The sequence below is a fragment of the Aquisphaera insulae genome (assembly GCF_011064615.1).
In the GTDB taxonomy this organism is placed as follows: Bacteria; Planctomycetota; Planctomycetia; order Isosphaerales; family Isosphaeraceae; genus Aquisphaera; species Aquisphaera insulae.
Window position 1 is genome coordinate 48,241 of record NZ_JAALJH010000002.1, and the last position, 26,330, is coordinate 74,570.

Annotated in this window: 17 protein-coding genes; 6 read left to right on the forward strand and 11 right to left on the reverse strand. The window is 69.1% G+C overall.

Annotation, left to right across the window (positions count from 1 at the left end; genetic code table 11):
• The first annotated feature begins 166 nt into the window (after positions 1-166).
• Complete coding sequence (locus G6O54_RS01385; RefSeq protein ID WP_165219423.1) at positions 167-1,168, forward strand: hypothetical protein; 1,002 nt, start codon at positions 167-169, stop codon at positions 1,166-1,168.
• Positions 1,169-1,330: 162 nt separating this feature from the next.
• Positions 1,331-4,129 (forward strand): protein-disulfide reductase DsbD family protein, encoded by a 2,799-nt coding sequence (locus G6O54_RS01390; protein ID WP_165219425.1) that lies wholly within the window; start codon positions 1,331-1,333, stop codon positions 4,127-4,129.
• Between the two features lie 16 nt (positions 4,130-4,145).
• On the opposite strand, the gene G6O54_RS01395 is transcribed toward G6O54_RS01390, so the two are convergent.
• A complete protein-coding gene (locus G6O54_RS01395; RefSeq protein ID WP_165219427.1) occupies positions 4,146-5,177 on the reverse strand; it encodes a hydroxyacid dehydrogenase in 1,032 nt (343 codons plus the stop codon).
• Between the two features lie 143 nt (positions 5,178-5,320).
• Between G6O54_RS01395 and G6O54_RS01400 the strand changes: the two genes are divergently transcribed.
• Positions 5,321-6,586, forward strand: coding sequence for an ArnT family glycosyltransferase (locus tag G6O54_RS01400; RefSeq protein ID WP_165219429.1), 1,266 nt, complete (start codon positions 5,321-5,323; stop codon positions 6,584-6,586).
• On the opposite strand, the gene G6O54_RS01405 is transcribed toward G6O54_RS01400, so the two are convergent.
• The 4 genes from G6O54_RS01405 to G6O54_RS01420 all read right to left on the reverse strand — a co-directional run bounded on the left by G6O54_RS01405 (position 6,537) and on the right by G6O54_RS01420 (position 13,358).
• Positions 6,537-7,700, reverse strand: coding sequence for a GtrA family protein (locus G6O54_RS01405; protein WP_165219431.1), 1,164 nt, complete (start codon positions 7,698-7,700; stop codon positions 6,537-6,539). The two genes, G6O54_RS01400 and G6O54_RS01405, sit on opposite strands and share 50 nt — an antisense overlap.
• 236 nt (positions 7,701-7,936) lie before the next feature.
• Positions 7,937-9,010 carry a tRNA 2-thiouridine(34) synthase MnmA gene (gene mnmA / locus G6O54_RS01410; RefSeq protein ID WP_165219433.1) on the reverse strand — a complete coding sequence of 358 codons (1,074 nt, stop codon included), beginning with the start codon at positions 9,008-9,010 and terminating at the stop codon, positions 7,937-7,939.
• A 112-nt stretch (positions 9,011-9,122) separates the two neighbouring features.
• On the reverse strand, positions 9,123-12,902 hold the full coding sequence (locus G6O54_RS01415; RefSeq protein WP_165219435.1) for a HEAT repeat domain-containing protein: 3,780 nt from the start codon (positions 12,900-12,902) through the stop codon (positions 9,123-9,125).
• A gap of 111 nt (positions 12,903-13,013) precedes the next feature.
• Entirely contained in the window at positions 13,014-13,358 is a 345-nt protein-coding gene (locus G6O54_RS01420; protein ID WP_165219437.1) for a phosphoribosyl-ATP diphosphatase, read from the reverse strand.
• A 161-nt stretch (positions 13,359-13,519) separates the two neighbouring features.
• On the opposite strand from G6O54_RS01420, the gene trmB reads away from it, so the two are divergent.
• Entirely contained in the window at positions 13,520-14,287 is a 768-nt protein-coding gene (gene trmB, locus G6O54_RS01425; protein ID WP_165219439.1) for a tRNA (guanine(46)-N(7))-methyltransferase TrmB, read from the forward strand.
• 28 nt (positions 14,288-14,315) lie between these two features.
• On the opposite strand, the gene G6O54_RS01430 is transcribed toward trmB, so the two are convergent.
• The 5 genes from G6O54_RS01430 to G6O54_RS01450 all read right to left on the reverse strand — a co-directional run bounded on the left by G6O54_RS01430 (position 14,316) and on the right by G6O54_RS01450 (position 20,707).
• The gene (locus G6O54_RS01430) at positions 14,316-15,683 is read right to left on the reverse strand and encodes a hypothetical protein (RefSeq protein WP_165219440.1); all 1,368 of its coding nucleotides are present in this window, start codon (positions 15,681-15,683) and stop codon (positions 14,316-14,318) included.
• A gap of 152 nt (positions 15,684-15,835) precedes the next feature.
• Positions 15,836-16,843 carry a DUF1559 domain-containing protein gene (locus G6O54_RS01435; protein WP_165219441.1) on the reverse strand — a complete coding sequence of 336 codons (1,008 nt, stop codon included), beginning with the start codon at positions 16,841-16,843 and terminating at the stop codon, positions 15,836-15,838.
• Positions 16,844-16,898: 55 nt separating this feature from the next.
• Positions 16,899-17,249 (reverse strand): hypothetical protein, encoded by a 351-nt coding sequence (locus tag G6O54_RS01440; RefSeq protein ID WP_165219442.1) that lies wholly within the window; start codon positions 17,247-17,249, stop codon positions 16,899-16,901.
• 589 nt (positions 17,250-17,838) lie between these two features.
• Positions 17,839-19,281 carry a glycoside hydrolase family 30 protein gene (locus G6O54_RS01445; protein WP_165219443.1) on the reverse strand — a complete coding sequence of 481 codons (1,443 nt, stop codon included), beginning with the start codon at positions 19,279-19,281 and terminating at the stop codon, positions 17,839-17,841.
• A gap of 34 nt (positions 19,282-19,315) precedes the next feature.
• The gene (locus G6O54_RS01450; RefSeq protein ID WP_165219444.1) at positions 19,316-20,707 is read right to left on the reverse strand and encodes a TAXI family TRAP transporter solute-binding subunit; all 1,392 of its coding nucleotides are present in this window, start codon (positions 20,705-20,707) and stop codon (positions 19,316-19,318) included.
• A 745-nt stretch (positions 20,708-21,452) separates the two neighbouring features.
• On the opposite strand from G6O54_RS01450, the gene G6O54_RS01455 reads away from it, so the two are divergent.
• Positions 21,453-23,084 carry a thioredoxin domain-containing protein gene (locus tag G6O54_RS01455; protein WP_165219445.1) on the forward strand — a complete coding sequence of 544 codons (1,632 nt, stop codon included), beginning with the start codon at positions 21,453-21,455 and terminating at the stop codon, positions 23,082-23,084.
• A gap of 145 nt (positions 23,085-23,229) precedes the next feature.
• Positions 23,230-23,922 carry a 3-keto-disaccharide hydrolase gene (locus tag G6O54_RS01460; RefSeq protein WP_165219446.1) on the forward strand — a complete coding sequence of 231 codons (693 nt, stop codon included), beginning with the start codon at positions 23,230-23,232 and terminating at the stop codon, positions 23,920-23,922.
• A 9-nt stretch (positions 23,923-23,931) separates the two neighbouring features.
• On the opposite strand, the gene G6O54_RS01465 is transcribed toward G6O54_RS01460, so the two are convergent.
• Positions 23,932-26,289: a hypothetical protein gene (locus G6O54_RS01465; protein ID WP_165219447.1), complete on the reverse strand. Its 2,358-nt coding sequence runs from the start codon at positions 26,287-26,289 to the stop codon at positions 23,932-23,934.
• Between the last annotated feature and the right edge of the window lie 41 nt (positions 26,290-26,330).

Sequence of the window (26,330 nt, forward strand, 5' to 3'; positions counted from 1 at the left end):
GGAACTCCCGGATTGGCCTGTTCAAGTTCCTTCGACCTGCTATCCTCCCGCCCGCCGAGTTCCTTTCTGACCGGGGCCGTTTCACGTCGCCATCAACCCCGGATTCGGCGAACAGGATAGGCTCGGGCTCGCCACCTGGAGGAGTCCGGCCAGGAGGAGGTGCGCCGTGGGGGGCCAGAGCCGATCCGTGGTCAAGGGGCGGAGCCGCCCGGAAATCGAGGCACTCGAGGGTCGAGTCGTCCTCGCGACCTTCAACGCCTCCAACGTCAGCCAGCTCGTCACGAGCATCGCCCAGGCGGCGGCCACGCCGGGCGCGAATACGATCCTTCTGGCGCCGGGCAACTACATCACCCGACAGGCGATCCAGATTCGCGGGGTCCAGGATCTGACCATCCAGCCGAAGACGGCGAACACCTCCGTCAACCTGATTGGCGCCGTGGTCGATCGCGTCCTCACGATCGACGGCGGCAATGTCACCCTGAAGAATCTCACGGTCTCCAACGGCGGTGGCGTCATCGGGGCCGGTATCGGCGCCCAGAACGCCAACCTGACCCTCCAAGGCGTGCGGGTCTTCAACAACGTCGCCACCGGCGCGGCGGGGGGCGTTTTCGTCCAGAATGGGTCGCTGAACGTCCAGAGCAGCACGATCCTCGACAACCGGGTGAGCCGCGCAGGTGGGGCCGGCGGCGGCGGCATCGTGGCCCTCAACGCCGCGACCAACATCAGCGCATCGGTCATCCAGCGGAACTCCGTCTTCGCCGTGGACCTGACCTCCGGGAACGCGGTGACCGGCATGGGCTCCGGCATCTACACGGCCGGCGGAACCCTGGCGATTACCGGTTCCACGATCACGCAGAATACGGTCAATTCGAGCTCCATCGGGACCTCGTCCCAGGCGTTCGGCGCCGGCGTCTACACCACCAATACCGCGTCGACCGTGACGAACACGAAGGCGACGGCCAACGGCCTGTCGACCTTCGCGACGCAGACCGCGGTCGCGCAGGGCTCCGCCTTCGCGACCGTCGGCGGCAGCCTCGCGGTCAGCAACAGCACCATCAGCGGGAACGGCCCCAAGGGCTGGGCGTCCTTCTACAATCAGAATGCGACGGTGACCGTGACCAACAGCACTCTGGACGGCAGCAAGATCACGGGGACCAAGACGCTCTGATCGGGGAGACCCCGCGAGAGCATGCCGGGCGAAACGGGGCGGCTGCCCTGCGCCGGGTGGCGATGGCTCGCCTTGCCGCCCCCACCTGAACGCCATAGGATGATTCCTGGGTATTCACGGCCCGACCGTTGGGTCGCGGTGGAGTCCTCGAGGAGTCAGCCCATGCGTCCCGGTCCTCCCTTTCGCGTTTCCGGATCTCGTCTTGTCGCAAGCCTGTTGCCCGTGATGGGCTTCCTGCTGGCCGCAACCGTGGCCCTGGCGGCGGACGAGCCCCTCCGGCCCGCGCAGAAGGACAGCTCCCCGCGGGCGAGGCCGAAGGACGCGACCCTCACCCTGTCCGTCGAGCCGGCCGAGGCGAAGCCGGGCGAGACGGTCACGCTCAAGGTCACGGCGAAGCTGAAACCCGGCTGGCACATCTACACCTATGCGAAAAAACAGCCGGACGGCGATGGGCCTCGGAACACGCTCCTGGAGCTCTTTGACCCCGCCGGGCTGAAGGTCGTCGGATCGTGGAAGGCGTCGAAGGAGGCGGAGTCCCACGCCGAACCCGCCTTCGAGAACAAGGCCTTCTCCTACTACGAGGATGAGGTCACCTGGAGCATCCCCCTCGAGGTTCCGGCCGACGCCGGTCCCGGCAAGAAGGAGATCCGTCTCCAGGCGAGCTACATGATCTGCAATTCACAGAATTGCAGTTTCCCCGGCCGCTGGACCCTGCCCCCGGCCTTGCTCACCATCGTCGGCGGGGGGCCGGCCAATCCCGGTCAGGTTCGCCGGACGTTTCGCGGCCCGCTCGAAGCGATCTTCGCCACGACCATGACGGCTCTGGTCCAGGCCGAGGGGAGCAAGCCGGCGACTTCGGCCGGACCCGCTCCGAAGAAGCCGGACACCAATCCGCGTATCCGCCCCAAGGGCGTTACGGTGACGCCCTCGGTGGAGCCGGTCGAGGCGAATCCCGGCGATACGGTGACCTACAAGGTTAGGGCGAAGCTCGAGCCGGGGCTGCACATCTACGCCGTGGCGAAGGACGGAGAGACCTCGGACGGGCCCGTCCCCACGACGTTCGACTTCTTCGACCCCGCCGGCCTCAAGCCCTCCGGGACCTGGAAGCCCGACCAAGCCCCTCAGGCACGACCCGAGCCGGCCTTCGAGAACAAGATCATCGAGTTCTTCGAGGACGCCGTCACCTGGAGCACCACGCTGACCGTCCCCGTCGACGCAGCCCCCGGCAAGAAGACCCTCCGTTGCCAGATCGGCTACCAGATCTGCAACGACAAATCATGCTTCCCGTCGGGACAGTGGACCCTGCCCGACGTGACGCTGAACATCGTCGCCGCGGCGGCTCCCACGGCCACGGCCCCCGCCGCGGCTCCGCCCGCGCCGGCCGCTTCGGCTCCTTCCGCACCGGTCATCGCGGCCGCGCCCGCGGCCGTCAAGTCGGACGCGACGCTCAGCGAGATCGCCCGCAAGAAGAACGAGGGCCTGATCCCGTTCCTGCTGGCCTCCGCACTGGGCGGCCTCTTCGCCCTGGTGATGCCGTGCGTCTGGCCGATGGTCCCGGTGACGGTCAACTTCTTCGTCAAGCAGGGGCAATCGAAGACCTCGGGCGGGAAGACGACGGAGCTGGCGATCACGTATTGCCTGGCCATCATCGGCATCTTCACGGCCGTCGGCGTGCTCTGCTCGTTCCTCTTCTCGTCGTCGTTCCTCCAGACCATGGCGAACAATCCCTGGCTCAACATCTTCGTCGCGGTCGTCTTCCTCGGCTTCGGGCTCAGCCTGCTGGGGCTCTTCGAGATCCGCCTGCCGAGCTTCCTCCTCAACGCCTCCGCGAAGGGCGAGAGCAGGGGGGGCCTCGTCGGCGTGATCTTCATGGCCCTCACGCTCACGATCACCTCGTTCACCTGCACCTTCCCGGTGGTGGGCGGGTTGCTCGTGATGGCGGCCGGCGGCGACTTCCTCTATCCGATCCTCGGCCTGGCCACGTTCGCGACTGTCCTCGCGCTGCCGTTCTTCGTGCTGGCGCTTAGCCCCGGGCTGCTCCAGAAGATGCCCCGGAGCGGAGACTGGATGAACACGGTGAAGGTCGTCGGCGGGCTCGTCGAGATCGGTGCCGCGCTCAAGTTCCTGAACACGGCGGAGATCGCCTGGGTCACGCCCGAGAACGCGTTCTTCGACGCCCACGTGGTCCTCACGGCCTGGATCGTCCTGTCGGCCGTCTGCGGATTTTACTTGCTCGGCTTCTTCCGGACCGATCACGACTACGAGGACGTGAAGATCGGCGCGGTCCGCATGGTCATCGCGACGATGTTCCTGGGCCTGGCCCTGTACATGACGCCCGCCCTCTTCGGCCGGCCGCCCCAGGGATTCATCTGGGACCGCCTGATCGTCGGCATCCTGCCCCCCGACTCGTCCGAGTTCGAGCCGAGGCCGGCCCAGCTTCTGGCGGGGCCCGGCGTGGCTCCGGCCGGCGAGGTGAAGGCCACGTCCGCCGATCCGGCCCAGGCCGAGCGCGAGCAGAAGTCGTTCCACGGCGTGCTCTGGGGCATGAGCTTCGATCAGGCGAAGGAGCGGGCCGCGGCCGAGAAGAGGCCGATCCTGATCGACTTCACCGGCGTGAACTGCGCGAACTGCCGGCTGATGGAGAAGAGCGTCCTGCCCAAGCCCGAGGTCGTGAAGCGGCTCCAGGATTTCGTCACCGTCCAGCTCTATACCGATCGCGTCCCGATCGACTCGATCACCGCCGCCCAGCGGCAGGATCTCGCCGAGAAGAATCAGGAGCGGCAGCTCGACCTGGCCCAGGAGGCGACCAATCCGTTCTATGTCGTGCTCACGCCCGAGGGCAATGTCGTGTCCGCGATGGGCGGCTACAACGAGCCCAACGTCTTTGTTGACTTCCTGACGAAGGCTCTCGAGAAGTCCAGGAGTACCGCGAGGGTCGCCCAGGCCACTCCGGAGAGGTGACGACAGTCTGTCGCGTTCAACGATCGCCCGCGTAGAGCGGCGGCAGGCCCAGCGATCGCCGGACGTGCTCGACGTCGAACGGGTCGTTGACCGGGGACTCGGGGGGCACGCCGCGGAGCACGGCCACGACGTCGCGGGCGACCATCGTGGCCATGTTCGTCAGCCCTTCCTCGGTCTGGGCCGCGCTGTGGGGCGTGAGCAGGACGTCCGGGCGGCCGATCAGGGGATGGCCCGGCGGCGGCGGCTCCACGGCATAGACGTCGGCCCCGTAGCCCCAGAGCTTGCCGGCATCCAGGGCCTCGGCGACGGCCGATTCGTCCACCACGGGCCCGCGGCTGGTGTTCACGAGGATCGAGTCCGGCCGCATCAGCGCCAGGGCCTCGCGGCCGATCATGCCGCGAGTGCTCGCGTCGAGCGGGACGTGCATCGTGAGGTATTCCGAAGCCTCCAGGACCTCGCGGAAGCTCGCCCGATGGGCCCCGGTGCGGACCTCGACGTCGTGCGGCGCGGGGATGATGTCGTTGTAGAGGATCTTCATGCCGAACGCGAGATGGGCGACCTCGGCCACCCGCCGGCCGATCCGGCCGAAGCCGACGATGCCCAGCGACCGACCGGCGATCTCGCGACCGACCACGCTCGTTCGCGCGTGGTAATTTCCCTTCGCCAGCTCCGAGGTCATGCGGGGGAAGTGCTTGGAGAGGCCGATGAACAGGGCGAAGACGTGCTCGGCCACGCTCTCCGTGTTGGCGCCCGGAGTGTAGACGACCTGGATCCCCCGGGCCGTGGCGGCCGGGATGTCGATCTGATCGTATCCCACGCCGTGCCGGCCGACGACCTTCAGCTCCTTGCCGGCGGCGTCCAGGACCGCCGCATCGATCTTGCCGCCGGTCCGGATGATGACGGCCCGAGCCCCCGCGACCTCGCGGCGGATCGTCGCCGGGTCGTTGCCGGTGGCCATGCGGACCTCGCCCGCCTCGCGAAGGATCCGCAGGCCGGCCTCCTTCATCGGATGGATCAGGAGGATGAGGGGGGCTTTCGGGCTGCTCATGCGAGGGAGATCCGGGCGGCTGGGGGATCGAGGCCGGTGGCGTCATGCGACGTCCGGACTATTATAGGGAATGACTCGCGAGTTTCCGCCGGGGTTCGGGCCCGCCCGTCGGATCGCCGGTCCAGCAGGATGATGGCCGCCGTATGCACGCTCCGACGCGACTCTGGTTGTCCCGATCATGGACGGTCCTCGGCCCGGTCCTGATCGGGCTGGCAATCCGGGGGGCCGCCATGGCGAGTGGGGCCGGCGCGTTCGAGGATCCCGACAACTACCTCCCGCTGGCGCGTTCGCTCGCCCGCGGCGACGGTCTGGCGTGGAAGGGCCGCCCCACGGCCTATCGGCCGCCCCTGTATCCCCTGGTCCTGGCGCCGATCGTCCGCCTCGCCGATCCGAATCCCGTTCCCGTCATCGCGGCCCTCCACCTGGCACTCGGAGCGGCGACGATCTGGCAGACGACGCTGGCGGCTCGCCGCTGGGGCCTGACCGATCGCCGTGCTCTGATCGCGGGGTTGATCGCGGCCTGCGATCCCGTGCTCGCCTGGCAGTCCCGGTTCATCATGACCGAGACCCTGAGCGCCTTCCTCGTCGTGTCCGCGGTCGCGTCCTTCGCCAGGCAAGGTCCTCGCGGGCTCGTCGAGGGAGGAATCTTCCTGGGACTCTCGGCCCTTTGCCGCCCCAGCCTCTTGCCGGGCGCCGGCGTCGCCGTGGCCGGGATCATGGCCTCCAGCCCGGGTTCGGTTCGGGATCGAGCGGCCCGCGGCCTGGTCGTGATGGCGCTCCTGGTCGCGGTCCTCGTGCCCTGGGCAATCCGGAACAGGCTGGCCCTGGGAGAGGCGGTCTGGACGACGACCCACGGCGGATACACGCTCGCGCTGGCCAACAATCCGACGTACTACCGGGACGTCCTCGACGCCGAGGGCGATGGGGTCTGGAGCGGGGCGGAGCAATGGAACTGGTGGGATTCGGTCAATCGAACCACGAACGGCATGACAGAGCCAGAGGCCGATCGCTTCCTCCGAGACTCGGCCCTCCGGCTGGCGAAGGAACGACCGGCCGCCTTCGCCCGGGCCTGCCTGGATCGGGCCGCCCGGTTCTGGAGCCTGGCGCCGGCCACGGCCGTCTACCCGGCTCGCGTCCGCGTCCTCACCGCCCTCTGGACCGTCCTCCTGTGGGCAGCCCTGCTCCTCGGGCTTCTGTGCCCGGGAACCTGGAGCTGGCCGCGGGTGGCGGCCCCGGCGGCGATCCTCGGGCTGACGATCGTCCATTTCTTCTTCTGGACCGATCTGCGGATGCGGGCGCCCATCGTCCCCGCGATTGCGCTGGTTGCTGCCACGGCCGCGTGGCCGCCCTGGCCGTCGATCAGGAAACCCCGGCCGGCTCGATCGGAGCCCGTTCTCTCGGGGCGGTGACCGGTCCCCCCGCCTCGGGGGCGGAGTCCTCCGGCCGGCGGTTGAACACGACCCAGCGCGACATCGAGAAGCTGATGCCCGTCGCCAGGACGATCCCGACCACCGCCGCCGCCAGCTTGTGGTCGTCGAAGAACGGGATGTAGGCCGGGAGGACGAGGCTCAGCGTGAGGCTGACCAGCATCGCGAGCGCATTGCCCATCGCGTAGGTGAGGAACTGGCGGGCGATGGAGCCTTCACGAGAGTCATTGAACGTGAGGCGGCGGTTGAGCGTGAAGTTCCAGACCATGGCCACCAGGATCGCCAGGGTCCGGGCGGTGGCCAGCGCCCACGAGAAGCCGGCGGAATCCAGGCTCGCCCCCGACCTGCGGAAGCCCGCCTGGAAGAGCGCGTAGAGGGTGAGGTCCACCACCATCCCGGAGGCACCCACCATGCAAAACTGGACGAGCCGGGAGAAGGTCCCGAACCGCTGGTCGACGACCCGCTTCAACTGGCGGAGGTCATTCAGGCCGGCCGTGCGGAACTCCGGCCGATCGCCGGCGAGGGTCTCGATGGGGACGTCGACATGGTCGGGGCAGGGCCAGGTGATGAGGTCCAGCGCGGCCCGCGACCCCCGCGCAGGGTGTGGCGCCCGGGGCGTCGCCTCGATGTGATCCCGACGCACGGCCATCAATCCCGAGAATGCGTCCGAGGTCCCCAGCGCGGCCTGACCGCCGAGCGTCCAGAGGCGGTGCGAGACCGACCGGCTCATGGTCATCGAAGGAGCCCGGCGCGGGACACCGATCGCCAGCACCGAATCCGACGCCTTCAGCGCGTCGACCAGGTCGACGATCGCACGGGGCGAGTAGGAGCGGCGAGGATCGAGCACGATGATGACATCCCCGGTCGCCACCCGGATCGCCGCCCGCATGGCCTCCACCTCGCCGCCGGAGGCCTCCACGGTCACGCCGGCCGATCCCTGTTCCGCCGACGAGCGAGGATCGACCCGCCCTGCGTGGATCAGCTCAACGCATCCCGCCCCGAACCGCGCCTCGAGCTCCTCCTCGTAGGCCGCAACGACGTCCTTGACCTGCTGATCGCCGGACGAGACCAGGATGATCAGGCTGAAGCTCGACATGCTCGTGATTTCTCTTGAGGGAGGGACTCGGGACCTCATGTCACCGAGACGCAGGGCAGGGCAGGGGAGCATGGGCCGGTGGCTCCATGCGATCGAGGAGGTTTCCAGCCGATCGAAGGCGGGTTGTCGCTCCGTTGCATTCGCCCCACCGATCAAAGAATAGTGCCGATCGGAAAAATCGGCAAGGCACACCCTGTCGTCGGAGCGTGGGGCGTCTCTCGCGGCATCTCGTCAGGTCAGATTCCCCGCTCGATCCATCCGCCGCCCAGCACCAGGTCTCCCTCGTAGAGCGTCACGACCTGCCCAGGGCTTACGGCGGACTGGGGCGATTCGAAGTGGATGCGTACTCGACGATCGGGCAGGGGAGTGACCCTGGCCGGGACGGCGGCATGACGGGCGCGGATCTGGGCGAAACAGGAGGTCTCGGCGGTCGGCTCTGGCCCCAGCCAGTTGAAACGGGACGCCTCCAGTCCGTCCCGAAGCAGGGATGCGCGGTGGCCGATGGTGACGGTGCTGGTGGCCGGTTCGATCTGGACGACGTATCGGGGCTCGCCGAACGTGATCCCGAGCCCGCGCCGCTGGCCGATCGTGAAGCCCTCGATGCCGGGATGGGTGCCGACCTGGTTGCCGGACAGGTCGACCATCGGGCCGGACGTGTCGAGGCCCGGACGCATCTGCCGGACAAGGCGGAGATAGTCGTCATCCGGCACGAAGCAGATCTCCTGGCTCTCGGCCTTGTCGTGCACCGGGAGGTGGTGGCTGCGAGCCAGCTCGCGGATCTCGGCCTTCGGGCGGTCGCCGACGGGGAAGAGGACGTGGCGGAGCACCTCGGGGCGGAGTCCGGAGAGGACGTACGACTGGTCCTTGTTGCGGTCGATCCCGCGGGCGACGCGGAGCGTGCCGTCATCCGCGGGGACGATCCGCGCGTAGTGCCCGGTCGCGACGTGATCGGCGCCGACCTGCTTGCCGTAGCTCCAGAGCTTGCCGAACTTCAACCAGATGTTGCACATCACGCAGGGATTGGGGGTCCGCCCGGCGAGGTACTCGTCGGCGAAGTAATCCTTGATGCGACCGAAGTCGTCCTCGAAGTCGAGCGCGTAGAAGGGGATGTCCAGGCGGTCGGCCACGCCCCGCGCGTCGAGCGAGTCGGCGACGCTGCAGCAGGTCTTCGCCCGCCGCTCGGCGTCCTCGGCGTGGCTGCCGGTCCTCATGAACAGGCCGATCACGTCGTATCCCTGGGACTTCAGCAGGAGGGCGGCGACCGAGCTGTCGACCCCTCCGCTCATCGCCAGGACAACGCGCTTCGCCATGGATTCCTCGCCGAGGGAGACTGCCGGGACCGACCCGTTCGGGGGCCGTGCCCCACGAGACCGTCCCTTCCATCGTAGGGGCGAGGGCGACCGCGGGGAAGCCATCCCGGGCTCACTTCGCCTTCGCGGCCTCCGCCGGGGACACCTGGGGCATGGACCTGAAGAGGGCCAGTACGTCGGCGATGTCCTGGTAGCTGAGGACGTTCAGAAGCCCCTCCGGCATGACCGAGGTGGTCGACGCCTTCTGGTCCTCGATCTCGGCTTTCGGCAGCGTCACCTTGGCCCCGTCGGAGAGGAGCAGGACGAGGTTGGCGGCGTCGGAGGCGACCGGCATCCCCTGGTAGACCTTGCCGTCCTCCATGGCGATGGTGACGGTCTTGTACTGGTCCGAGATCACCTTGGAAGGGGTCACGATGGACTCGAGGATCTCGGTGGGGCGGAACCGGCTGCTCACCGTGGTCAGGTCGGGACCGAGGCCCGCCCCCTGGTCGCCCAGCTTGTGGCAGTCCAGGCAGCGGGCCTTGAGGATGATCTGCCGGCCCCGATCCGCGGATGCCGTCTTCATTACGGGCGCCTGGAGGACGTTGTCGATCAGGTTCGTCAGGTCGTAGGACTGAACGCCAGCCGTCTCGGCGCCGAGAGCCGGGCCGCCGGGGAACTTCTTGCGGTAGACGTCCTCCCAGGCGGACAGGGCGGCCTCGAAGGGGGTGGCGTCCGGCTTCGCCGGGACACCCGTCCAGCGAGACGCCAGCTCATCGAGCACCTGGCGGCTCGAGGGGCCGGTTCGCTTCGCCAGGCCGAGCAGGTGGGCGAGCCCTTCGGGCCCCTGCGGGCTCTCCTTGATCTTCTTCAGGGCGCCCAGAGCAAGGCTGGTCGTGTTGCCGTCGCGCGAGGCGAGGGCCGAGGCGAGGATCGGCAGATCGGCCGCCGACGGATGCCCCACCAGCGCCCGCACGATCGAGTCCCGACGAGCCGGCTCGGCGACGTAGGTCTCGCGGAGGGCCACCCGGGCCGCGGGCAGGCTGCTGCGGCCGAGCTTCTCCAGGATCAGGGACCGCAGGTCGTTCCCCTGGCTCCCCGGGACCGGAGTGGTCCGGAGCTTGCCGTCGAGGGCGATGAGGGCTGGGATTCGCGCGGGGTCGCGATCGAGTTCGAGCTCCCGGATCAGGACCCGGGTCGGGAAAGGATACCTGTCCCCCTCCACGATCAGGGCCTCTCGCTCGCCCGGTTCAAGGCGGTCCACGAGCTCCTGGATCATGTCGTCGAGATAGCCGAGGAAGCTGTACCCCCCCTCCCAGCGCGACGCGGTCTCGTACCAGGCCCAGAGCCGGCGCCTGGACTCGGGGGTCCAGCCGCGCTTCATCGCCCGGAGGCAGTAGGCGTCATGGATCTGGGTGGCATGGTCGGCGACATCGGCCTGGTGATCGAGGATCATCGAGACCGCTCGGGGATCGTCCAGGAAGGCGAGCAGCCGGGCGAGCTCGCGATTCTCCGGCGATTGCTCCCGCGGACGGAACATCGTCACCAGCAGGTCGGCGAGCTCGCCGGAGCCTGCCAGCTCCAACTTGCCGGGGCCCTGGAGATACGTCAGGCCGATTAGCCTGAGTACGTCGAGCTTCACCGACGGCTCGGCGTTCCGCTTCAGGAGGGCGACCTCGCGGCGGAGCAGGTCCTCCTGGGCCGCCTGGTCGAGGCTCGTCGTCCGCACGATGGCGAGTAACGCCTCCACGGCGGCCCGAGGGTCGGCGATGGCGATCAGCTCCTCACGGTGCGCGGCCGGCCCGGCGTGCTCGATGGCCGTCCTCGCGGCAAACCGCACAAGCCGATCTGGATCCGAGAGCAGGGGGATCAGCTCCGGGACCGGGATCTTCGCCGCCTCGGCCTGCATGAGCGACTCGCACGCATGCCGGCGGACGGCCGCCTCGGGGTCCTTGAGGCAGAGGGTCAGCTCGTCCCGGACGGCGGGGTAGCTCGCGAAGCGGTCGAGCAGCGAAATGGCCCGGCCGCGGACTTCCGGCATCGGATCACTCGCGAGCGACGTGAGGAGGTGCCTGTCGGCCGATCGTCCCCCCTCGAAGAGCAGGTCCAGGGCTCGCACTCGGTCCCCGGGCGGACGCTTGCCCTCTGCGCCGCGGGCGATCGCCTGGATCTCGGCGTCGAACCTCGAGGGGTCGCGGCCCCTCAGGGTCTCGACCTTCTTTCGGGAGAAGCTGGAGAGCGGGCTGTCGATGGCGATCGCCTGATCCCAGGCCGTTGTCAGGGTCGCGGCCTTGTGGCCCTCGCCCTTGACGCCGACGCGGAAGAGGCCCCCCTGGGTGCCGCGGCCTCCCGTGGTGAAGTAGACCGCGCCGTCGGGTCCGACCTCGATGTCCGTGCAATTGAGCGGCTGGCCCGTCACCAGGTCGCTGGACGAGGCCCGGTAGCCGGCGCCTTCACGATCGAGCTTGACGGCGAGGATCCGACCCTGGGACCAGTCGCAAATCAGGAACTGGTCGCGGTAGTCGGCCGGCAGCAGGCCGGCCTGGTAGAAGGTCACCCCCGTGGGCGATCCGCGGCCGACGTCGAGGATGGCCGGCAGGCTGTCGAAGTGGGAGGCGGGCCACTTGCCGGAGCCGTTTCGCCAGCCGAACTCCGCGCCGATGGGGCAATGGCAGACGCGGACGGGCCGATACCAGGGGAGGCCGACGTCCCACTCCATGTCGCTGTCGAAGGTGAAGATCTCGCCGGCGGCGTTGAAGGCGAAGTCGTATTCGTTGCGGAAGCCGGCGACGACCCGCTTCCACGACCTGCCCATGTCGTCGCTGCGGTAGATCTCGCCGCCCGGGGCCATGACGCCCGCCGCGTGGCCACGCGGGTCGTCGTAGTGCGGCAGCAGCTCGCCCTCGTAGGCGACGTTCACCGGGCTGGACGCGTCGATCGGCGGCTTCAGGTGAGCATGATTGCCGTTGTTGTAATAAAGGCGGCCGTCGGGGCCCAGGGTCACGGCGTGCGGCCCGTGCTCGCCCATCCCCCCGGCCGTGTCGCGGATGAGGTCGGTCGCCTCGAAGATCCCGTCGCGATCGGGGTCCGTGAGCCGGTAGAGCCCGGCTCCCTTCGGCCCCTGCCCGACGGCAAACAGGGCATCGCCGATGAATGAGAGACCCTGGCAGTTCTTCATGGTTGGGGTGATGTCCACCCGGCGCTCGTACTTCCCGTCGTGGTCGTCGTCGTGCAGGCGGGCGATCGGGCCCATCTCGATCGAGACGCACGGGAGCCCCTCGGGATCGAAGGTGAAGGCGACCACGGAGCCCGTGACAGTCGGCTGTGCGACGGTGTTGATGGTGAATCCGGCGGGGACGCGGAATCGCTCCGAGGCGACTGCCAGGCGGGTGGGCTCTCCCCAGGGGGGGATGCCCAGGGCCCCGAGGTCTCGGGCCCGCGACCACGGCCGGTCGTCGAAGTCGACCCCCTTCCAGTCGTCGCCGTCGGGGACCTTGTCGGTCGACTTCCACGAGGAGTCGGACTGGACCGGCACCCCCTGGCCCAGGGGCAGGACGCCGCCGCGGATGAGGAAGCCGGCCGCGCCCTCGGACTCGTTCGTGGCCTTCGCCGCCAGGACGTGGGTGCCGGTCGCGAGCTTCGCCTCCACGGCCTGGACCGTCTTCCAGTCGCTCCCCTCGGCCACGAGCTTGCCGTCGAGGTAGAGCGCGAAGGCGTTGTCCGCGGTCACGTCCACGGCCAGCGTCGAGGGCTCCTTCACGCGGAGGACCTTGCGGAGATAGATCGACCCCGCCGGGAAGCCGCCCCCGGGGGCCTTGCCGTGCCAGATCCATCGCGGCGCGCCCGCCTCGCGCTGGGCCGCTCCGACGCGGGGCATCAGGGCGACGGCCAGGCCGAGCGCGCCGATCGCCATCGCGAGCGCTCGCCGCGGACGGCGTCGGGATGGTCGGGCCTCATGGTCGCGAGGGGCGTCGATCATGCGCAGTCTCTCCCGGTGCATGGCGTGGCGATCTCTCGGTTCCGTTCACTGGGCGGGCTTGTTCCGGGCGGCCTTCTCGTCGATCCCGCTGATGCCGAAGCGTCGAGCGAGCTCGTCCTCCACGTCGTCCCAGCCAAGGTCGCGATGGGCGAGCATCACGAGGGAGTGGAAGACGAGATCCGCGACCTCCTTGACCAGGTGGACGCGGCCCTCCTCGCCGGGCTCGTCGCCGGCCTCGACGACCTCCGCCGCCTCCTCGGTGATCTTGGCGCCGATCTTCGGGACGCCCCCCCGCAGGAGGCCGGCGACGTACGACTTCTCCGTCTCGGTCCTCGTCTTGCGGTCCTGAATCACCGCCATCAGGTCCGTCATCAGGGACGACCGCGTCATCTCGCCGGAACCTCCGCGACCTCGGCGATCATTCCCGGAAGTCCCGATGAGCCCGGGACGGGATGATCTGGATCGGTTAGAATGGGTCCAAGATTACCCGCCCGACGCAGGCAAGGGAACAGCCCTCGCGAGGGCGTCCCGGCAATTCTCGCGAGGCCCCCATGCAGCCCGGCGACACCGAGACGGAACTGGGCGTCCCCATCCCCGGCCGGATCCTTGAGGAAGCTGATTGGGCGCGGACCGCCGTGAAGCGGCTGCCCGCACCGGGGCCGCTCGACTGGTCCGCGATCTTCGGACGGTCCGCCCCCCTGGTCCTGGACCTCGGCTGCGGCAACGGCCGGTTCACGCTGGGCAGCGCGATCGCCCGCCCGGAGATGGACCACTTCGCGATCGACGTCCTCCCGGTGGTGATCCGCTACGCGACCCGTCGGGCCAACCAGCGCGGGCTGCACCACGTCCGGTTCGCGGTCAAGGACGCGCAGACGTTCCTCCGCACCTACGTCGGCGACGGCGCCGCGTCCGAGATGCACCTGTACCATCCCCAGCCCTATCACGACCCCCGCCAGGCCCATAAACGGGTGCTCACGCCGGCCTTCGTGAGCGACGTCCATCGCGGCCTCTCGGCCGGCGGCCTGTTCGTCGTCCAGACTGACAACCCGGACTACTGGCACTACATGACCCGGATCCTGCCGTATTTCTTCGTGTTCGAGGAGCACGAGGGGACCTGGCCGGATGCCCCCGAGGGGCGATCTCGCCGCGAGATCGTCGCCCGTCAGCGCGGCCTGCACATCTTCCGCGGCGCCGGCGTCCGCCGCGATGATCTCGACCTCCGCGAGGCGCTCGATCTGGCCGCATCGCTGCCACCGCCGAGGTTCCGGAGCCACGGGCCCTGGATCGAGCTCGATCGGTGGGAGGAGAGCCATCGCTGAGGATCGGATCGCCCCGCGGGACGACGACTCAGTGCTCGATCTCCAGGCGGTTCCGGTACGTCCCCGCCGCGTGCCCCACGCAATCCCAGCCCCGGCCCACCGAGGTCGCCGCCAGCGTCACGAAGATCGAGGCCGGAGAGTTGGGCTCCGTCGATTGCAGGCTGAACTCGATCGCGTTGGCCGGCGCACCCCAGCCCGCGGTCGGGGAGGGCGTCACGTCGAGCTGGGCCGACCAGTCGCGGAGCGTCAGCCGGCCTGCGGCCCGATCCTCGTCGTGGAGCGTGATCGTGAGAGGATCGCCCGGCTCGAGCCGGCCTTCGGCCAGCGTTCGGAACGGGCCCTTCTCGCCGCTGGAGGCCTCGACCACCGCGAACCGCCGGGTCGCGTCCACGAACGCGAATCGGAGCGGCCGCCCGGAGGGATAGCCGAAGGGGAGGACCTCGACCCGGACGCCCTGACAGGGTGAGAACTCCAGGAAGAGGCGGCGGTGCCCCCGCACCTCCACGCCGCAGAACGAGTTCAGGTGGGAATCCACGGGGCGGTCGATCGTCGTCGCCGCGTCGATCCGGGCCTGCCCTTCCGCCGGCCCGACGGCGACCTCCAGCCGGGCTGAGCCGAGCCCCGGGAATCGGTAGCGAAGGTCCCGAGTGCCGTCCGGTCTCTCGCTCATGCCCTCGAATCGCGGCTCAGGACCCTCGCGGTCGCTCTCGCGATTGAAGACAACCCAGCAACCATCCGGCGAGACGCTGAGGAACCGCAGGAGCGGCTGGACCTCGACCTTCAGCGCCCCGAACTGTGCGAGGATGGAGCCCTCCGAGGCGTAGACCGACGTCCCCGGGGCGACGCGAATCAGGCCGGACGCCTGCCGCGAGGAGCCCCACGGCGGGGCGGACTCGGCGAGCCCGGCTGCCGCCTCGAGCGGACGCGTCCCGGGCGGTCCGGGTCGGATCGACCAGGGGATGGCCGCGCCGACGAGGGCCCACGCCAGGGCGCTTAGGATCGCGAGCCGCCGCAACTTCCGTCCCTCGGCCGAGGCCGCGAGGAGAGAGAACGCCACGCCCAGGGCCGCCGCGATCAGCATCGGCGCCAGCCAGAGCACGCGAAAGGTCACCGGGAAGGAGGCTCTCGCGGAGATCGCGCCGGCCGCCCACGCGGCCGGGTAGGCCGGTAGAAGCCGAAGCAGCAGGTCCCTCCGTTCCCGATGCAGGGCGACGAGGCCGGCGAGGCTCCAGCCGAGCCCGAAGATCGGGACGACTCGGTCGAACCAGAATCGGGGATGACCGACCGGGAACCCGCCGGCCCTCAGCCACCACCACGAACCGGCCGCCATGACGTGCGCCACGAGCGCCGCGAGCCAGAAGGTCCCCTCCAGTCGCGCCCTCAGGGCTCTGTTCATCACGACCGCTCCCGGGTTCCGCGTGCGACGGATCTCCGGGGCCAATCCTACCATGCTCCGCGCATGGCCGAGGCCATCGACACGCTCCGATGAGAGGTGCGGATGGCCCCGATGCCGGCCGGTCTTGTGTCGGCGTCAAGCCGCCTGGCGGATCAATACTGGTCGGCGCTGATGACCTCGCCGGCGCTCCGGGTGATCAGTTGTGCGAAGGTCTGGATGGCGATCGACTGCTTGATGAAGCGGACCGAGCCGTCGCCCAGCAGGAAGTTGGCGCCGCCGGGGTGGAAGGCGAAGGCCTCGCTCGTCCCCTCAGAGCCATAGTAGGGATACGGGAAGGTCTGCCCGCCGATGTCGTCGCCGTTGGTGCAGTTCAGCGGGCAACGGCCGGGGATCACCGAGCCGTCGTCGCTGGAACCATCGATGCTGAAGTCGCTCGCGGGGCGGGCCCAGCCGCCGGCGTTGAGACGGTGGTTGAGCAGGTCGGAGGAGAATTGCCTGCCACCCCTGCGGATCACGTATGGACGCCCGGCGGACTCGGCGAAGGCAACGGTGTTCGAGAGGCCGTCGGTCACGTTCGCGATCTTCGACTTGATGTTCTTCGGGAGCATGCCCGTCCACGCGCCGACGGTGGTGGTGTCGCCGGCCGCCACTGGCAGATTGAGGCCGGTCGCGCCCAGCCGCTGGTCGATGCCGATCGTTGGCGAGTAGTCCGTCGGGGCGTTCACGTTCGCGGCCCAGGTCATCGGCGGATTCGGATCGCCGTCGAGGACGTCCTGGTAGGCCGAGGAGGGGCAAAGCAACGTATTGATCTTGCCGAGCACGGACGTGGAGTTGGCCGGGCCGCTCCAGTTAAACGACTGGTTGTAGGCGTTGAAGACGTTGTTCTGCTCCAGGTAGGGGAGCATGAACGTCAGGGCCGCGATCCGGGGGAGCGAGGTGGCGCCGGCCGGCCGGGTGCTCGAGGGGAGCTGGTTGTTCACGTCGTGGAAGTTGTGGACTGCGATGCCGAGTTGCTTCAGGTTGTTGACGCACTGCGCCCGGCGAGCGGCCTCTCGGGCCGACTGGACCGCCGGCAGGAGCAGCGAGATCAGGACGGCGATGATGGCAATGACGACGAGCAGCTCGATGAGCGTGAAACCCCGGCGGCGTACCGAAATCATGAGATCCTCCTAGACAGGAATGTTTCGCGGACGGTTCATCGTCCCCGTTGTTCGCTTATTGCTTGATTTCCAGGGGCGGCAGCTCGTTCGGCTTCGCCTCCACCGTGATCTTCCAGGGGGAGCTTTCCTTCTTCCCGTATTCGCCGGAGATGGCGTTCGGGCCCGTCACGTAGTCGTTCCCCTTCTTGAGCACCTTGTTCCACTGGATGGTGGCGACGTACTGGCCCGCGGGGGCGCCGTCGTCCGCGTCGTAGGTCGTCAGGCTGAAGGAGCCGTCCTTGCGAACCTTGCCCGAGGGCGAATGCTCCGTGCTCCCCTTGCTGCCGGTCGGATTGAGGACCACCAGCGCCCCTTCGGGCACCTCGCCTCCCACGGTGACCTTGCCCGTCACCGGGTAAACCGCCACCCGGCCTTCATTCGCGGAACACCCCGTCAGCACGAGGGCCGTTAACAACAGGCCGGCTTTCCAGCCCACCCTCGCGGAACGACCCGACGCTTCGCCCGAACGACCGTATCGCTCGATGCCCCTCTCGCTAATGGCTGAATCCGCCATGAAACCAATCCCCTCGGCGTGCCTCGACGACCCTCACCAGCCCCTTCGTCTGGCCGGTTTACCTCTTGGCCGGGCTTTCCTGTCCCGGCCCCGCTCGTACTCCGAAAGCAGAGGTCCACGAGCGTTGAGGTGTTATACTTGCCATTCCTATCGACTTGGTCAAGATCGATCTCTAGTAAATCGATCGGAATTTCCGGAAGGTCGCGTCGCTCAGGAAGAGCTTTCTGGATTTAGCCGTGTGAATGGCTGTTATGATTCATAAGTCCTTTTGGAACTGATGTTTGAGGGTCGCATGGTTGGCCCGATCGCCGTTTCTTAACAATGTGGATGCATGTGTGTTTGTTGCTGGTGCGAGTCCGTGAAACGAGCGGGTCGGCGGCCTTATCTTTAATCTTTTTATATGAATATATTTAAAACAATTTGGTCTATGCTGCGATTCGGCTCAGGGCACGACGAAGGTTCCGACGGCGCCGGCAGGGAGGGATGTGTTGATGGATCGTCGCCCCTCATGGACCTGGAAGGAGGACGTGGATTTGCCGTCATTGAGGATGATGACGATCCGGCGGCCGTCCGGAGATCGGAAGGCGACATTGGGCAGGCCCGGAGGCTCGTTGCTGTGGACCCGGACGGAGCCGGGGCGGACGAACTTGGAGGCGTGGGCCACGGTGTAGTACGCCGGATTTCGGGTCACGGTGTTGCCGTCGATGGTGATGGCACCCAGGCATCGCGTGCAGCCGCCGGGCGTGTGCGGCCGGTAGCGGGGGTCGGCGGCGAGGTTCCACTGGAGCATGGTCCGGCTCCAGTTCCGCGTCGCGCCGATGGTCAATTCGCGGGTGTGCCAGGCGAGGTCTCCGGCGAGGTCGCCGGGCCCGCCGACCCATTGTTCCGTGAAGTAGAGATTCTTGTCCGGATGGGCCTCGTGGACGCGTGACATCGCCGCGATCTTGCCGGCGTAGAGGTGGAACGCGGAGCCGTCGATGTATCGTCGCGCCTCAGGATCGGCGAGGATCGCGAGAGGGTATTCCGGCCTGTCGCAATTGTGGTCGTAGACGACGATCTTCGTGTCGATGCCCGACTTGCGGAAGGCCGGGCCGAGGTGGTCGCGGACGAACGCGGCCTGTTCCTCCGCCTTCATCAGCAGGCTGGGGTTGTTCCCCGGGTGGAGCGGCTCGTTCTGGACGGTGATCGCGTCGATCCGGATCCCCTCCGCCCGCATGGCGAGGATGTACTTCACGAGATACGCGGCGTAGGCGCCGCGGAACTCCGGCCTGAGGCTGCCGCCCATGGTCTTCCCGTTGGACTTCATCCAGGCCGGCGGGGACCACGGCGAGCCCATCAGCTTGATCTCCGGAGCGATCTCGAGGATCTCCTTCAGGGTCGGGATCACGTCCAGGCGGTCGGGGCCGAGGTCGAATCGCTTCAGCTCGGGATCGGCATCTCCCGCGGGGGCGTCGTCGTAGGAGAAGACCCGGTCGTTCAGGTCCGAGGCCCCGATCGAGAGCCTGAGGTAGCTGATGCCGAGCCCCACGCCCTCGGTGGAGAACAGCTCCTTCAGGAGGGCCGCGCGGGCCGTCGGCGACATCCGCCGCATGAGGCCCGCGCTCCCCCCGGTGAGCGTGTACCCGAAGCCGTCGATGGTCTGATACGTCCTGGCCGGGTCGACCTGAATGATCGGCCCCGGGCCGGGGGCCGTCGCCGCGTCGGCCCCGAGAGGACGCCTCTCGAACCGCGCGGTCCCGGCCGGGTCGGTGAGCCAGAGCTCCACCTGGGCCGGGGCCGCGGTGTGCGGCAGGACGCCCAGGAGGATCGCCATCGTCGGGAGCCATCGGCGAGTCCGGCCGCGGCGATGGCCGCCGTTCGCAACGTCGATCCGACGAAGCAGCATGTTGCAGGTCCTCTGCGGTGGTCGGGAAGGGCAATCAGGAAGCCAGTTCGGTCTCCCGCGGCTGGCCTCGGAGGTCGTCGAGCCGCTGCTGCATCATCGTCAGGTGCATCCGGAGCTGGTAGAACTCCTCCATGTAGCTGAGGGGGACGTCCACCCAGACGACCTTGTGCTCGATGTTGCGGAGCCTCTGGATTTCGCGGTCGAGATCGAGGCCGCCGAGCCCGGAGGCCAGCTTCTGATCGATCTCTCGGAGGACCGAATACCAGCGGTAGATCTTCCGCCGGATCCGCCAGCGGATCAGCGGCGGCGCGGCGCGGAGCATGGGCATGAGCAGCATCACGAGCGGGATCAGCATCAGCTTGGCCCGATCGGCGAGCGAGGCCAGCCAGAACGGGAGCAGGCGTTGGAGGAAGGGCTGGCCCGAGAGGTAGTAGCGGTGAGCATCCTCGCTCAGCGGGAGGTCGCAGTAGGCCTCCGAGGGGAATTCCTGGGGCTCGGACAGCACGGAGCCGCCGCCATGGATCCGGGTCGCGACGGTCAGGAGCACCGGCACCAGCGCGGGGCTGAAGTCCTTGCGGACGGCCAGCATCGCCGTGGGGGCGAGCAGGGAGACGTCCCGCGCGGGGAGGTTCCTGCCCAGGTCCACGACGCCCGCCGGCAGGGTCACCGGGGAGAGGAACCGGAACCGCCGGCGATAGGCCTCCTGCTGGGCGAAGCTCAGGAGCTTCACCCCCGGCGTCCCCAGGAGCTGGCGGATGTAATCGGCCTCGAAGGCGGAGACGAAGAAGGCGGCGTCGAGCTCTCCCTTCGCCAGGGCCGCGGCGGCGTCCGCGGCGTTCTGGTGGGAGAGCCTGGTGCCCGTGGTCCCGGGCGACGCCCCCGCGTCGACGAGCCCATTCTCCGCGAGCAAACGGATCGCGACGGCCTGGGTGCCGCTCCCCTCGGGGCCGACGCCGATCCGACGGCCCGCGAGCTGGCCCGGGCGGTCGCAGGCCTCCTCGCCGCGATAGAAGACCCACAGGGGTTCCCGGTAGAGGCTCCCCAGCGTCAGCAGCTTCTCGGCCTGGGCCGCATCCGCCAGGCCGCTCTGGAGGATGGCCAGCGAGACGTCTGACCCCTCGTCGGAGAGGAGCGAGAGGTTCTCGACGGACCCGGCGGTCTCGCGAATTTCGACCTCCAGGCCCTGCCGCCGGAGCTCCTCCGCGTACCGCCCGGCGAACCGGTAGTAGGCGCCGGTCCGCGCACCCGTCGCGAAGACGAGACGGCGCGGGGGCGGCGGCTCAACGAACATCAGGTAGGAGGCCGCGAGCACCGCCAGGCAGAGTCCGGCGATCCAGATCCATGCGGCCGTCGATCGGCCGATTCGCCGCCGCCGGCGCGGTGGCGAGTGCACCGGCTCCCGTCGGCTCAGGTCCGCGTCGCTCATCGTCGCTCTCACATCTTGGCGGATTCGCACCGGGAATTCGAACGGGACGATCACCATCTTACACGGAAGGGGGCGGGCCGCAGCATCGGAGCGACGAGGGGCATGCATCGGGGCGATTCGACCGTCCGCGGGATCTTTGGAGAAAAGCTCAAGGGAAAATCCCGGTGGGCCGATGAACTGACCTGGTACTCCTTGTTCACTCCTAGTAAAAGGGGCTCACCGCGGTGGACGCGATCCCCTCAGGGACCCGTGTACCCCGGACAAGATGTCCGGGGGAGACGAGCTTCAGGGACGTCGCGAGCACCGCGGGACCGTCGGCCCCTCGCATCCGGGTCGCGGGCGATGGCTCGATCTCGGGCCGTTCGCACGCAACCTTCGGGGCGTGGCCCGGCGGGACGCGGCCGGTCATGAGGACGGGTCGCGGGGTCTCGGTCGCGAGGCTTGTAGCCCAAGGAAGGGCCGGGCGACACTCCCGGCAGCTCGTCACACATCCCGCTTCACATCGGCTTCTTTCGGCAACGACGTCTCCCACGCCCGGCGCGGATCGTTCGCGGTATGTCTCGTGGGGCATTGCACCCGCGCATCGCGACGACCAGGCCACCCGGCGCGGATCGCGACCTGAAGCCCATCCGCTGCGGCTCCTCGAAGGAGGCGACTCCTGGCGAGGATCCAAGCTGCTCCTGGACGGGGGCGGCGCCCCGGCGCCGTCTCGCGGAGAGTCCCGAGGGAAAGGAGTCCTGCCGGCATGAGTCTCGCCACCCTCCTGGTCGTCCTGGCCGCCGCCACCGCCTCGGCCTCACCGGCGAAGGAGCCCGTGCTCCTGGACTTCCACGCCGAGTGGTGCCCGCCGTGCCGCCAGATGCGCCCGGCCGTCGCCCAGCTCAAGAGTGAGGGCTACCCGGTCAAGTCCGTCGACATCGACCAGGCCCCCGACCTGGCGAAGAAATATGGCGTGGAGGCCGTCCCCACGTTCATCGTCGTCGATCCCGCCGGCCGCGAGCTCGACCGGTCCTCCGGCAGCCAGCCGGCCGCCCAGCTCGCGAAGCTCTACAACGAGGCCCGGACCAAGGCGCGGCCGCCGGCCGGATCCCGGGCCCACGCCCAGGGGGACGACGAGGACGGCGAGGAGGCGTCGGCGGACGAAGACGCGGACGCCGCGGCCGAGGGTCGCCGCGCCCGCACGGAAAGCGAAGAGGTCGCCGACCGCGCCGCCACGTTCAAGAACCCGAAGCCGTGGGAGACCGTCGTCCGGATCCGGGTCGAATCCAAGGGCTCGATCGGCTTCGGCTCGGGGACGATCATCTCGAGCACGCCGGAAGAGTCGATCATCCTGACCTGTGCCCATATCTTCAAGCTGGAAGGCCAGCGACAGCAGGCGCCGCCCGACCGTTTCCCCCGGCCGATCTACGTGGACCTCTTCGACGGCAAGCTCCACGGCGAGGAGCCCGCCTCGGTCCACTTCGTGGAGCGGGTGAAGGGCAAGGCGATCGACTACGACTTCGACCTGGACGTCGGCCTGATCCGGATCCGCCCCGGCCGCAGGCTCCCCGCCTCGCGCGTGGTCCCGGCCTACTGGAAGCCGCTGGCCCGCATGGGGATGATCACGGTCGGCTGCTCCGAGGGCAATGACGCGACCGCCTGGTCGACGGTCATCGTCAACCCCCAGATGCGCGGGCTCTCCGGCCACCAGGCCTACGAGGCGCTCGAGTGCACTCGGGCCCCGAAACAGGGCCGGTCCGGCGGTGGTATCTACACCTCCAACGGCTACATCGCGGGCGTCTGCAATTTCGCGGAGCCGCGCGGCGACCACGGCCTCTACGCCACGCCGAACTCGATCTATTCGATCCTCGACCGCAACAACCTGATGGCACTCTATGCCCCGGTCGGTAGCCGCTCCGGCGCCCTGCTGGCGAGCCGCGGGGGCAAGTCGCGGGCGCCGGCCAACGGCGAGGGAGCCCCGGTCACCATCGCGCGGGCGCAGTCCCCCGACGGCCAGGAGGAGCACCGCGTCCCCGATCCCGAGCAGCTCAAGATCAAGGTCCCGGGGAGCCGTCGCGGCGGCGACGGCAAGCAATCCGCCACCCGGGTGGCCTGGAGCCCCGGCGATGCCGCGAAGGCCCCCATCGCCAAATTGGCCGCGCCCGAGCCCATGGACGCAGACGCACCCCAGCAGGCCGAGATCAACATCGACCCTGCCGCCGATTCCTCCCGCGACGGCCATGTCGCCTCCGAGGAGCCGGCCCAGGACTCGAAGGTCAATACGGAAGACGTGCCCGCCCCCGCTTCCAAGGCGCCGGCATCCGCTGGCGGCTCGAAGTCGGGCTGGCGACCGTCGCGCGAGGTGGAACGGGCGTCGTCCGCGCATCCCTCGAACTGAGAATCCCTCGGTTCGGCAGCCCGTTGATGGCCTCGGGTCCAGCCCATAGAATCGGGCCCGTTCGAAGGTCTCTCCACGCCTTCCGCCCGCGCGGGCGGCCTCGCCCGCGGAGGCACCCGCCCTCCCATGCACCGAGGAGCCACCCATGTTCGCCCACCGGTACAGCCTCCGGTCCATCGTCCTTCTGGTCGCGGTCGCCGGCGGCATCCCCTGCCTGGCCGGGGATGAGCCCGCGGCGGAGAAGAGCCTGCTGGAGAAGGATCCCCAGGGCTGGATCGACATGCTCTCCGGCGCGGGGCCCGATCTCGACGGCTGGGTCCGGGCGCCCATCCCCGGGACGGCGGAGCTGACCGAGAAATCGCCCTGGTCATATGACAAGGCGACTTCGAGCCTGGTTTGCGAGGCCGGCGGCCACGAGTGGCTCCGCCTCGATCAGGTCCTCACCGATTACGTCCTCCACGTCGAGTGGCGGTTCACGAAGGTGCCCGGCAAGAAGGGCTACAATTCCGGCGTCTTCGTCCGGTCCTCGTCCGACGGCAAGATGTGGCATCAGGCCCAGTGCGGCGATGCCTCCGGCGGATACCTCTTCGGCGAGACGATGGCGAACTACTCGACCAAGCCCTTCGACCTGAGCAAGGAAATCAAGGGCCAGCGGGTCAGGCCGGCCGGCGAGTGGAACACCTACGAGCTTTCGTGCAAGGGCCGCGAGGTCTCGCTCTGGGTCAATGGCGCCGTGACCTGCGTCATGAAGCCGTGCCCCGTCCCTCGCGGCTACATCGGCGTCGAGTCCGAGGGCTATCGGATCGAGTTCCGGAACATCAAGGTGAAGATGCTCTGAATCGCGGCGTCACGATTCGGCCCGAGGGCGACTCTCCTCGGAGCTTTCGCCGCGCCGGGCCGAATCCAGGCTGATACCCAGCCCCTCCGCGGCCACCCGAAGCCGTTCCAGGTCGTCGTCGGCGACGATCAGGGCGCACGGCCCAAGCCGCTCGCCCACGAGGCCTCTGGTGGCCGGGTGCTGCGCCAGGCCATCGGCCACGGCCGCCGTGGGGGTGGTCAACACGAGAAGGCGTTGGGCACGAAGCTCGACCGGCCCCTGGTCGGGGAAGGCGGACCGGAGCAGCATCCCGATGGCCGGCGATGGCGGCCCGCCGGTCCGGTTGATGAACCAGTCCGCGACCTGGGGGGGCGTGATGCCCATCGCGGCGGCCCTCGCGAGCGAGGCCGGATTCACGACGTACCGGCGGTTGAGCGCCGAAGCCACCGAGCCCGAGCCAGCGGTCCGGGAGGCGGGCAGCTCGTCGGCGATCCGCCGCAGCTCCGCGTCCACCAGCAAGTCGGATCGGCTGGCGTCGAGGGAGAGCGTGACGCCGTCGTCCTCCACGGAGACGCAGCGCTCGGGGGGGAGCCGGTAGTCCCGGATGCCTCCGGTCCGGATCCGATCGGTCGGGATCCGCGAGGCGTCTTCCGCGAGCAGGAACCGGTCCCCGACCGGCAGGAAGACCTCGGGTCGGTCGCCCTCCCACGAGCGGCCGGCGCTGTCGCGTTCCTCACGCGAGGGGAACTCGATGAGCGTCGCGGCGGCGTAGAAGGTCACGCGGTCGCGATGGCTGGCCCAACGGCCGATGGCGTCCGGCACGAGTGAGGGCAATGCCCGCTGGCTGTGCGAGGCCAGCAGTTCCACCATCCGAGGGGCGGTCAGGCCCGACTCGAGGCCGAAGATCACCGACTCCTGGGTGAGCTTCAGCTCGAGTGCCGCGGCGATCCTGGACCACCACGCGACCTGGCTGAGCCGCCCGACGAGGCGGGGTGTCAGGCCCTGCCGGTAGGCGATGATCTCCAGGTTCGGCTGGACGAAGAGGAAGTGCTCGATCGTGGGACGAGGGGGCGGCGGCGGGCCCAGGGTCAGCACGTACCGCCCCAGGGGCGTGAGCTGCACGAGCGTCCGTCCGGTCCCCATCTCCTCCGCCGCTCGGACCATGCCCACGGCGAATCCGGAGCCCAGCAGGACGGTCCGCAGGGCCTGATTCCCGCGGCCGCTTCGACGCGCCGAGCCGGTGCCCTTGCGTCTCGGTGCCGCCTCGCTCCTCGGGACGGCGGGCAGTCCCGCGGTCGCGGCGAAGGAAGTCCGGTCCCACGCTGGGGCGAGCGTCCGGAGGTGCTCGGCCAGGTCGTCGAGGGCGACCCACTGGCCCTCGTCCAGCGTGGCCAGCCAGAGCAAGATGGCCGGGCGGAGATAGACGAGGGGAATCCCGTTCGAGGGCGACTCGGCGGCCGGCTCGTGCTCGTTCCAGGTCCTCAGGCCGATCCATCCCGTCGCCATCATCGATGGCAGGTGGACCGCGTTCTCGGCCCAGAACTCCGCCCCGGCCGCCACCAGTCGATCGTCGCCGGCGTCCTCCAGGACCAGCCCAACCCGCCGGGCTAGCGCCAGCCAGAACATGGGGAGCGACGGGACCGACTCGAGGGCATCGCTGATGTCGTCGGCGAGGACCGGGTCGCTTTCGAGCCGCTCCATGTCACGCTTGTAGAGGATGCCCTGCTGGGTCTGGCGGAGGGGCTCCGCGCCGAGCCGCTGCCAGAGCGCCCCCAGCCGAATCGCCGGCTCCAGGGTGTCGGACTCGCGGACCTGCACGGCCGGATTCTCGACGGCCGGCAGCGTCCCGTCGGGGAGCGTCATCCGCACGGCCCCGGGGGCCGCGGGGTGGACGCGGACGATCAGCCCTGGCGGCGGCGCCAGGTCCAGCCGGCCGGACGCGATCGCATCGGAAGCGGTCTCCGCCGGGCCGTCGATCGCGATGATCCCGACATCCAGCAGGCACTGGATGGCCGGCATGGGATCGACGCCCAGACACCGCAGCGCGTGGGCGAGCCCCGAGACGGGCCAGACCGTGGTCTCGGTCATCGCCATGAGGGACAGGACGATTCGCCCCGGGCGATCGATCGGCCCCAGGACCTTGCCGATCTCCCTTGGCGCATCGAGGTTGGCCGTCCAGTCCGATGCCATGCTGGCCGCGAACCGCGAGGGTTCCAGGCCGGCGCCGCGGAGCAGGGCCGCGAGCCGCGCCGGCTCGTAGCGGGCCAGGGCGTCTCGGAAAGCGAGCCGGGCGTCGGCCGGCTCCGCGGGCGCGTCCGACGGGTTGCTGGCGGTGGTTGCGGACGTGCTCGCGGATGGCTCGGTTCTCGGGCCGGGGAGGGACGCCATGGGTCGCTTTTCCGCTCCGGGGGCGAAGGTTGGTGGAGTGC

Coding starts and splice junctions, on each gene's coding strand:
- G6O54_RS01390 (WP_165219425.1), top strand. CDS start 1,331: ATGCGTCCCGGTCCTCCCTTTCGCGTTTCCGGATCTCGTCTTGTCGCA.
- G6O54_RS01395 (WP_165219427.1), bottom strand. CDS start 5,177: ATGAGCAGCCCGAAAGCCCCCCTCATCCTCCTGATCCATCCGATGAAG.
- G6O54_RS01400 (WP_165219429.1), top strand. CDS start 5,321: ATGCACGCTCCGACGCGACTCTGGTTGTCCCGATCATGGACGGTCCTC.
- G6O54_RS01405 (WP_165219431.1), bottom strand. CDS start 7,700: ATGTCGAGCTTCAGCCTGATCATCCTGGTCTCGTCCGGCGATCAGCAG.
- mnmA (WP_165219433.1), bottom strand. CDS start 9,010: ATGGCGAAGCGCGTTGTCCTGGCGATGAGCGGAGGGGTCGACAGCTCG.
- G6O54_RS01415 (WP_165219435.1), bottom strand. CDS start 12,902: ATGGCGATCGGCGCGCTCGGCCTGGCCGTCGCCCTGATGCCCCGCGTC.
- G6O54_RS01420 (WP_165219437.1), bottom strand. CDS start 13,358: ATGACGCGGTCGTCCCTGATGACGGACCTGATGGCGGTGATTCAGGAC.
- trmB (WP_165219439.1), top strand. CDS start 13,520: ATGCAGCCCGGCGACACCGAGACGGAACTGGGCGTCCCCATCCCCGGC.
- G6O54_RS01430 (WP_165219440.1), bottom strand. CDS start 15,683: ATGAACAGAGCCCTGAGGGCGCGACTGGAGGGGACCTTCTGGCTCGCG.
- G6O54_RS01435 (WP_165219441.1), bottom strand. CDS start 16,843: ATGATTTCGGTACGCCGCCGGGGTTTCACGCTCATCGAGCTGCTCGTC.
- G6O54_RS01445 (WP_165219443.1), bottom strand. CDS start 19,281: ATGCTGCTTCGTCGGATCGACGTTGCGAACGGCGGCCATCGCCGCGGC.
- G6O54_RS01450 (WP_165219444.1), bottom strand. CDS start 20,707: ATGAGCGACGCGGACCTGAGCCGACGGGAGCCGGTGCACTCGCCACCG.
- G6O54_RS01455 (WP_165219445.1), top strand. CDS start 21,453: ATGAGTCTCGCCACCCTCCTGGTCGTCCTGGCCGCCGCCACCGCCTCG.
- G6O54_RS01460 (WP_165219446.1), top strand. CDS start 23,230: ATGTTCGCCCACCGGTACAGCCTCCGGTCCATCGTCCTTCTGGTCGCG.
- G6O54_RS01465 (WP_165219447.1), bottom strand. CDS start 26,289: ATGGCGTCCCTCCCCGGCCCGAGAACCGAGCCATCCGCGAGCACGTCC.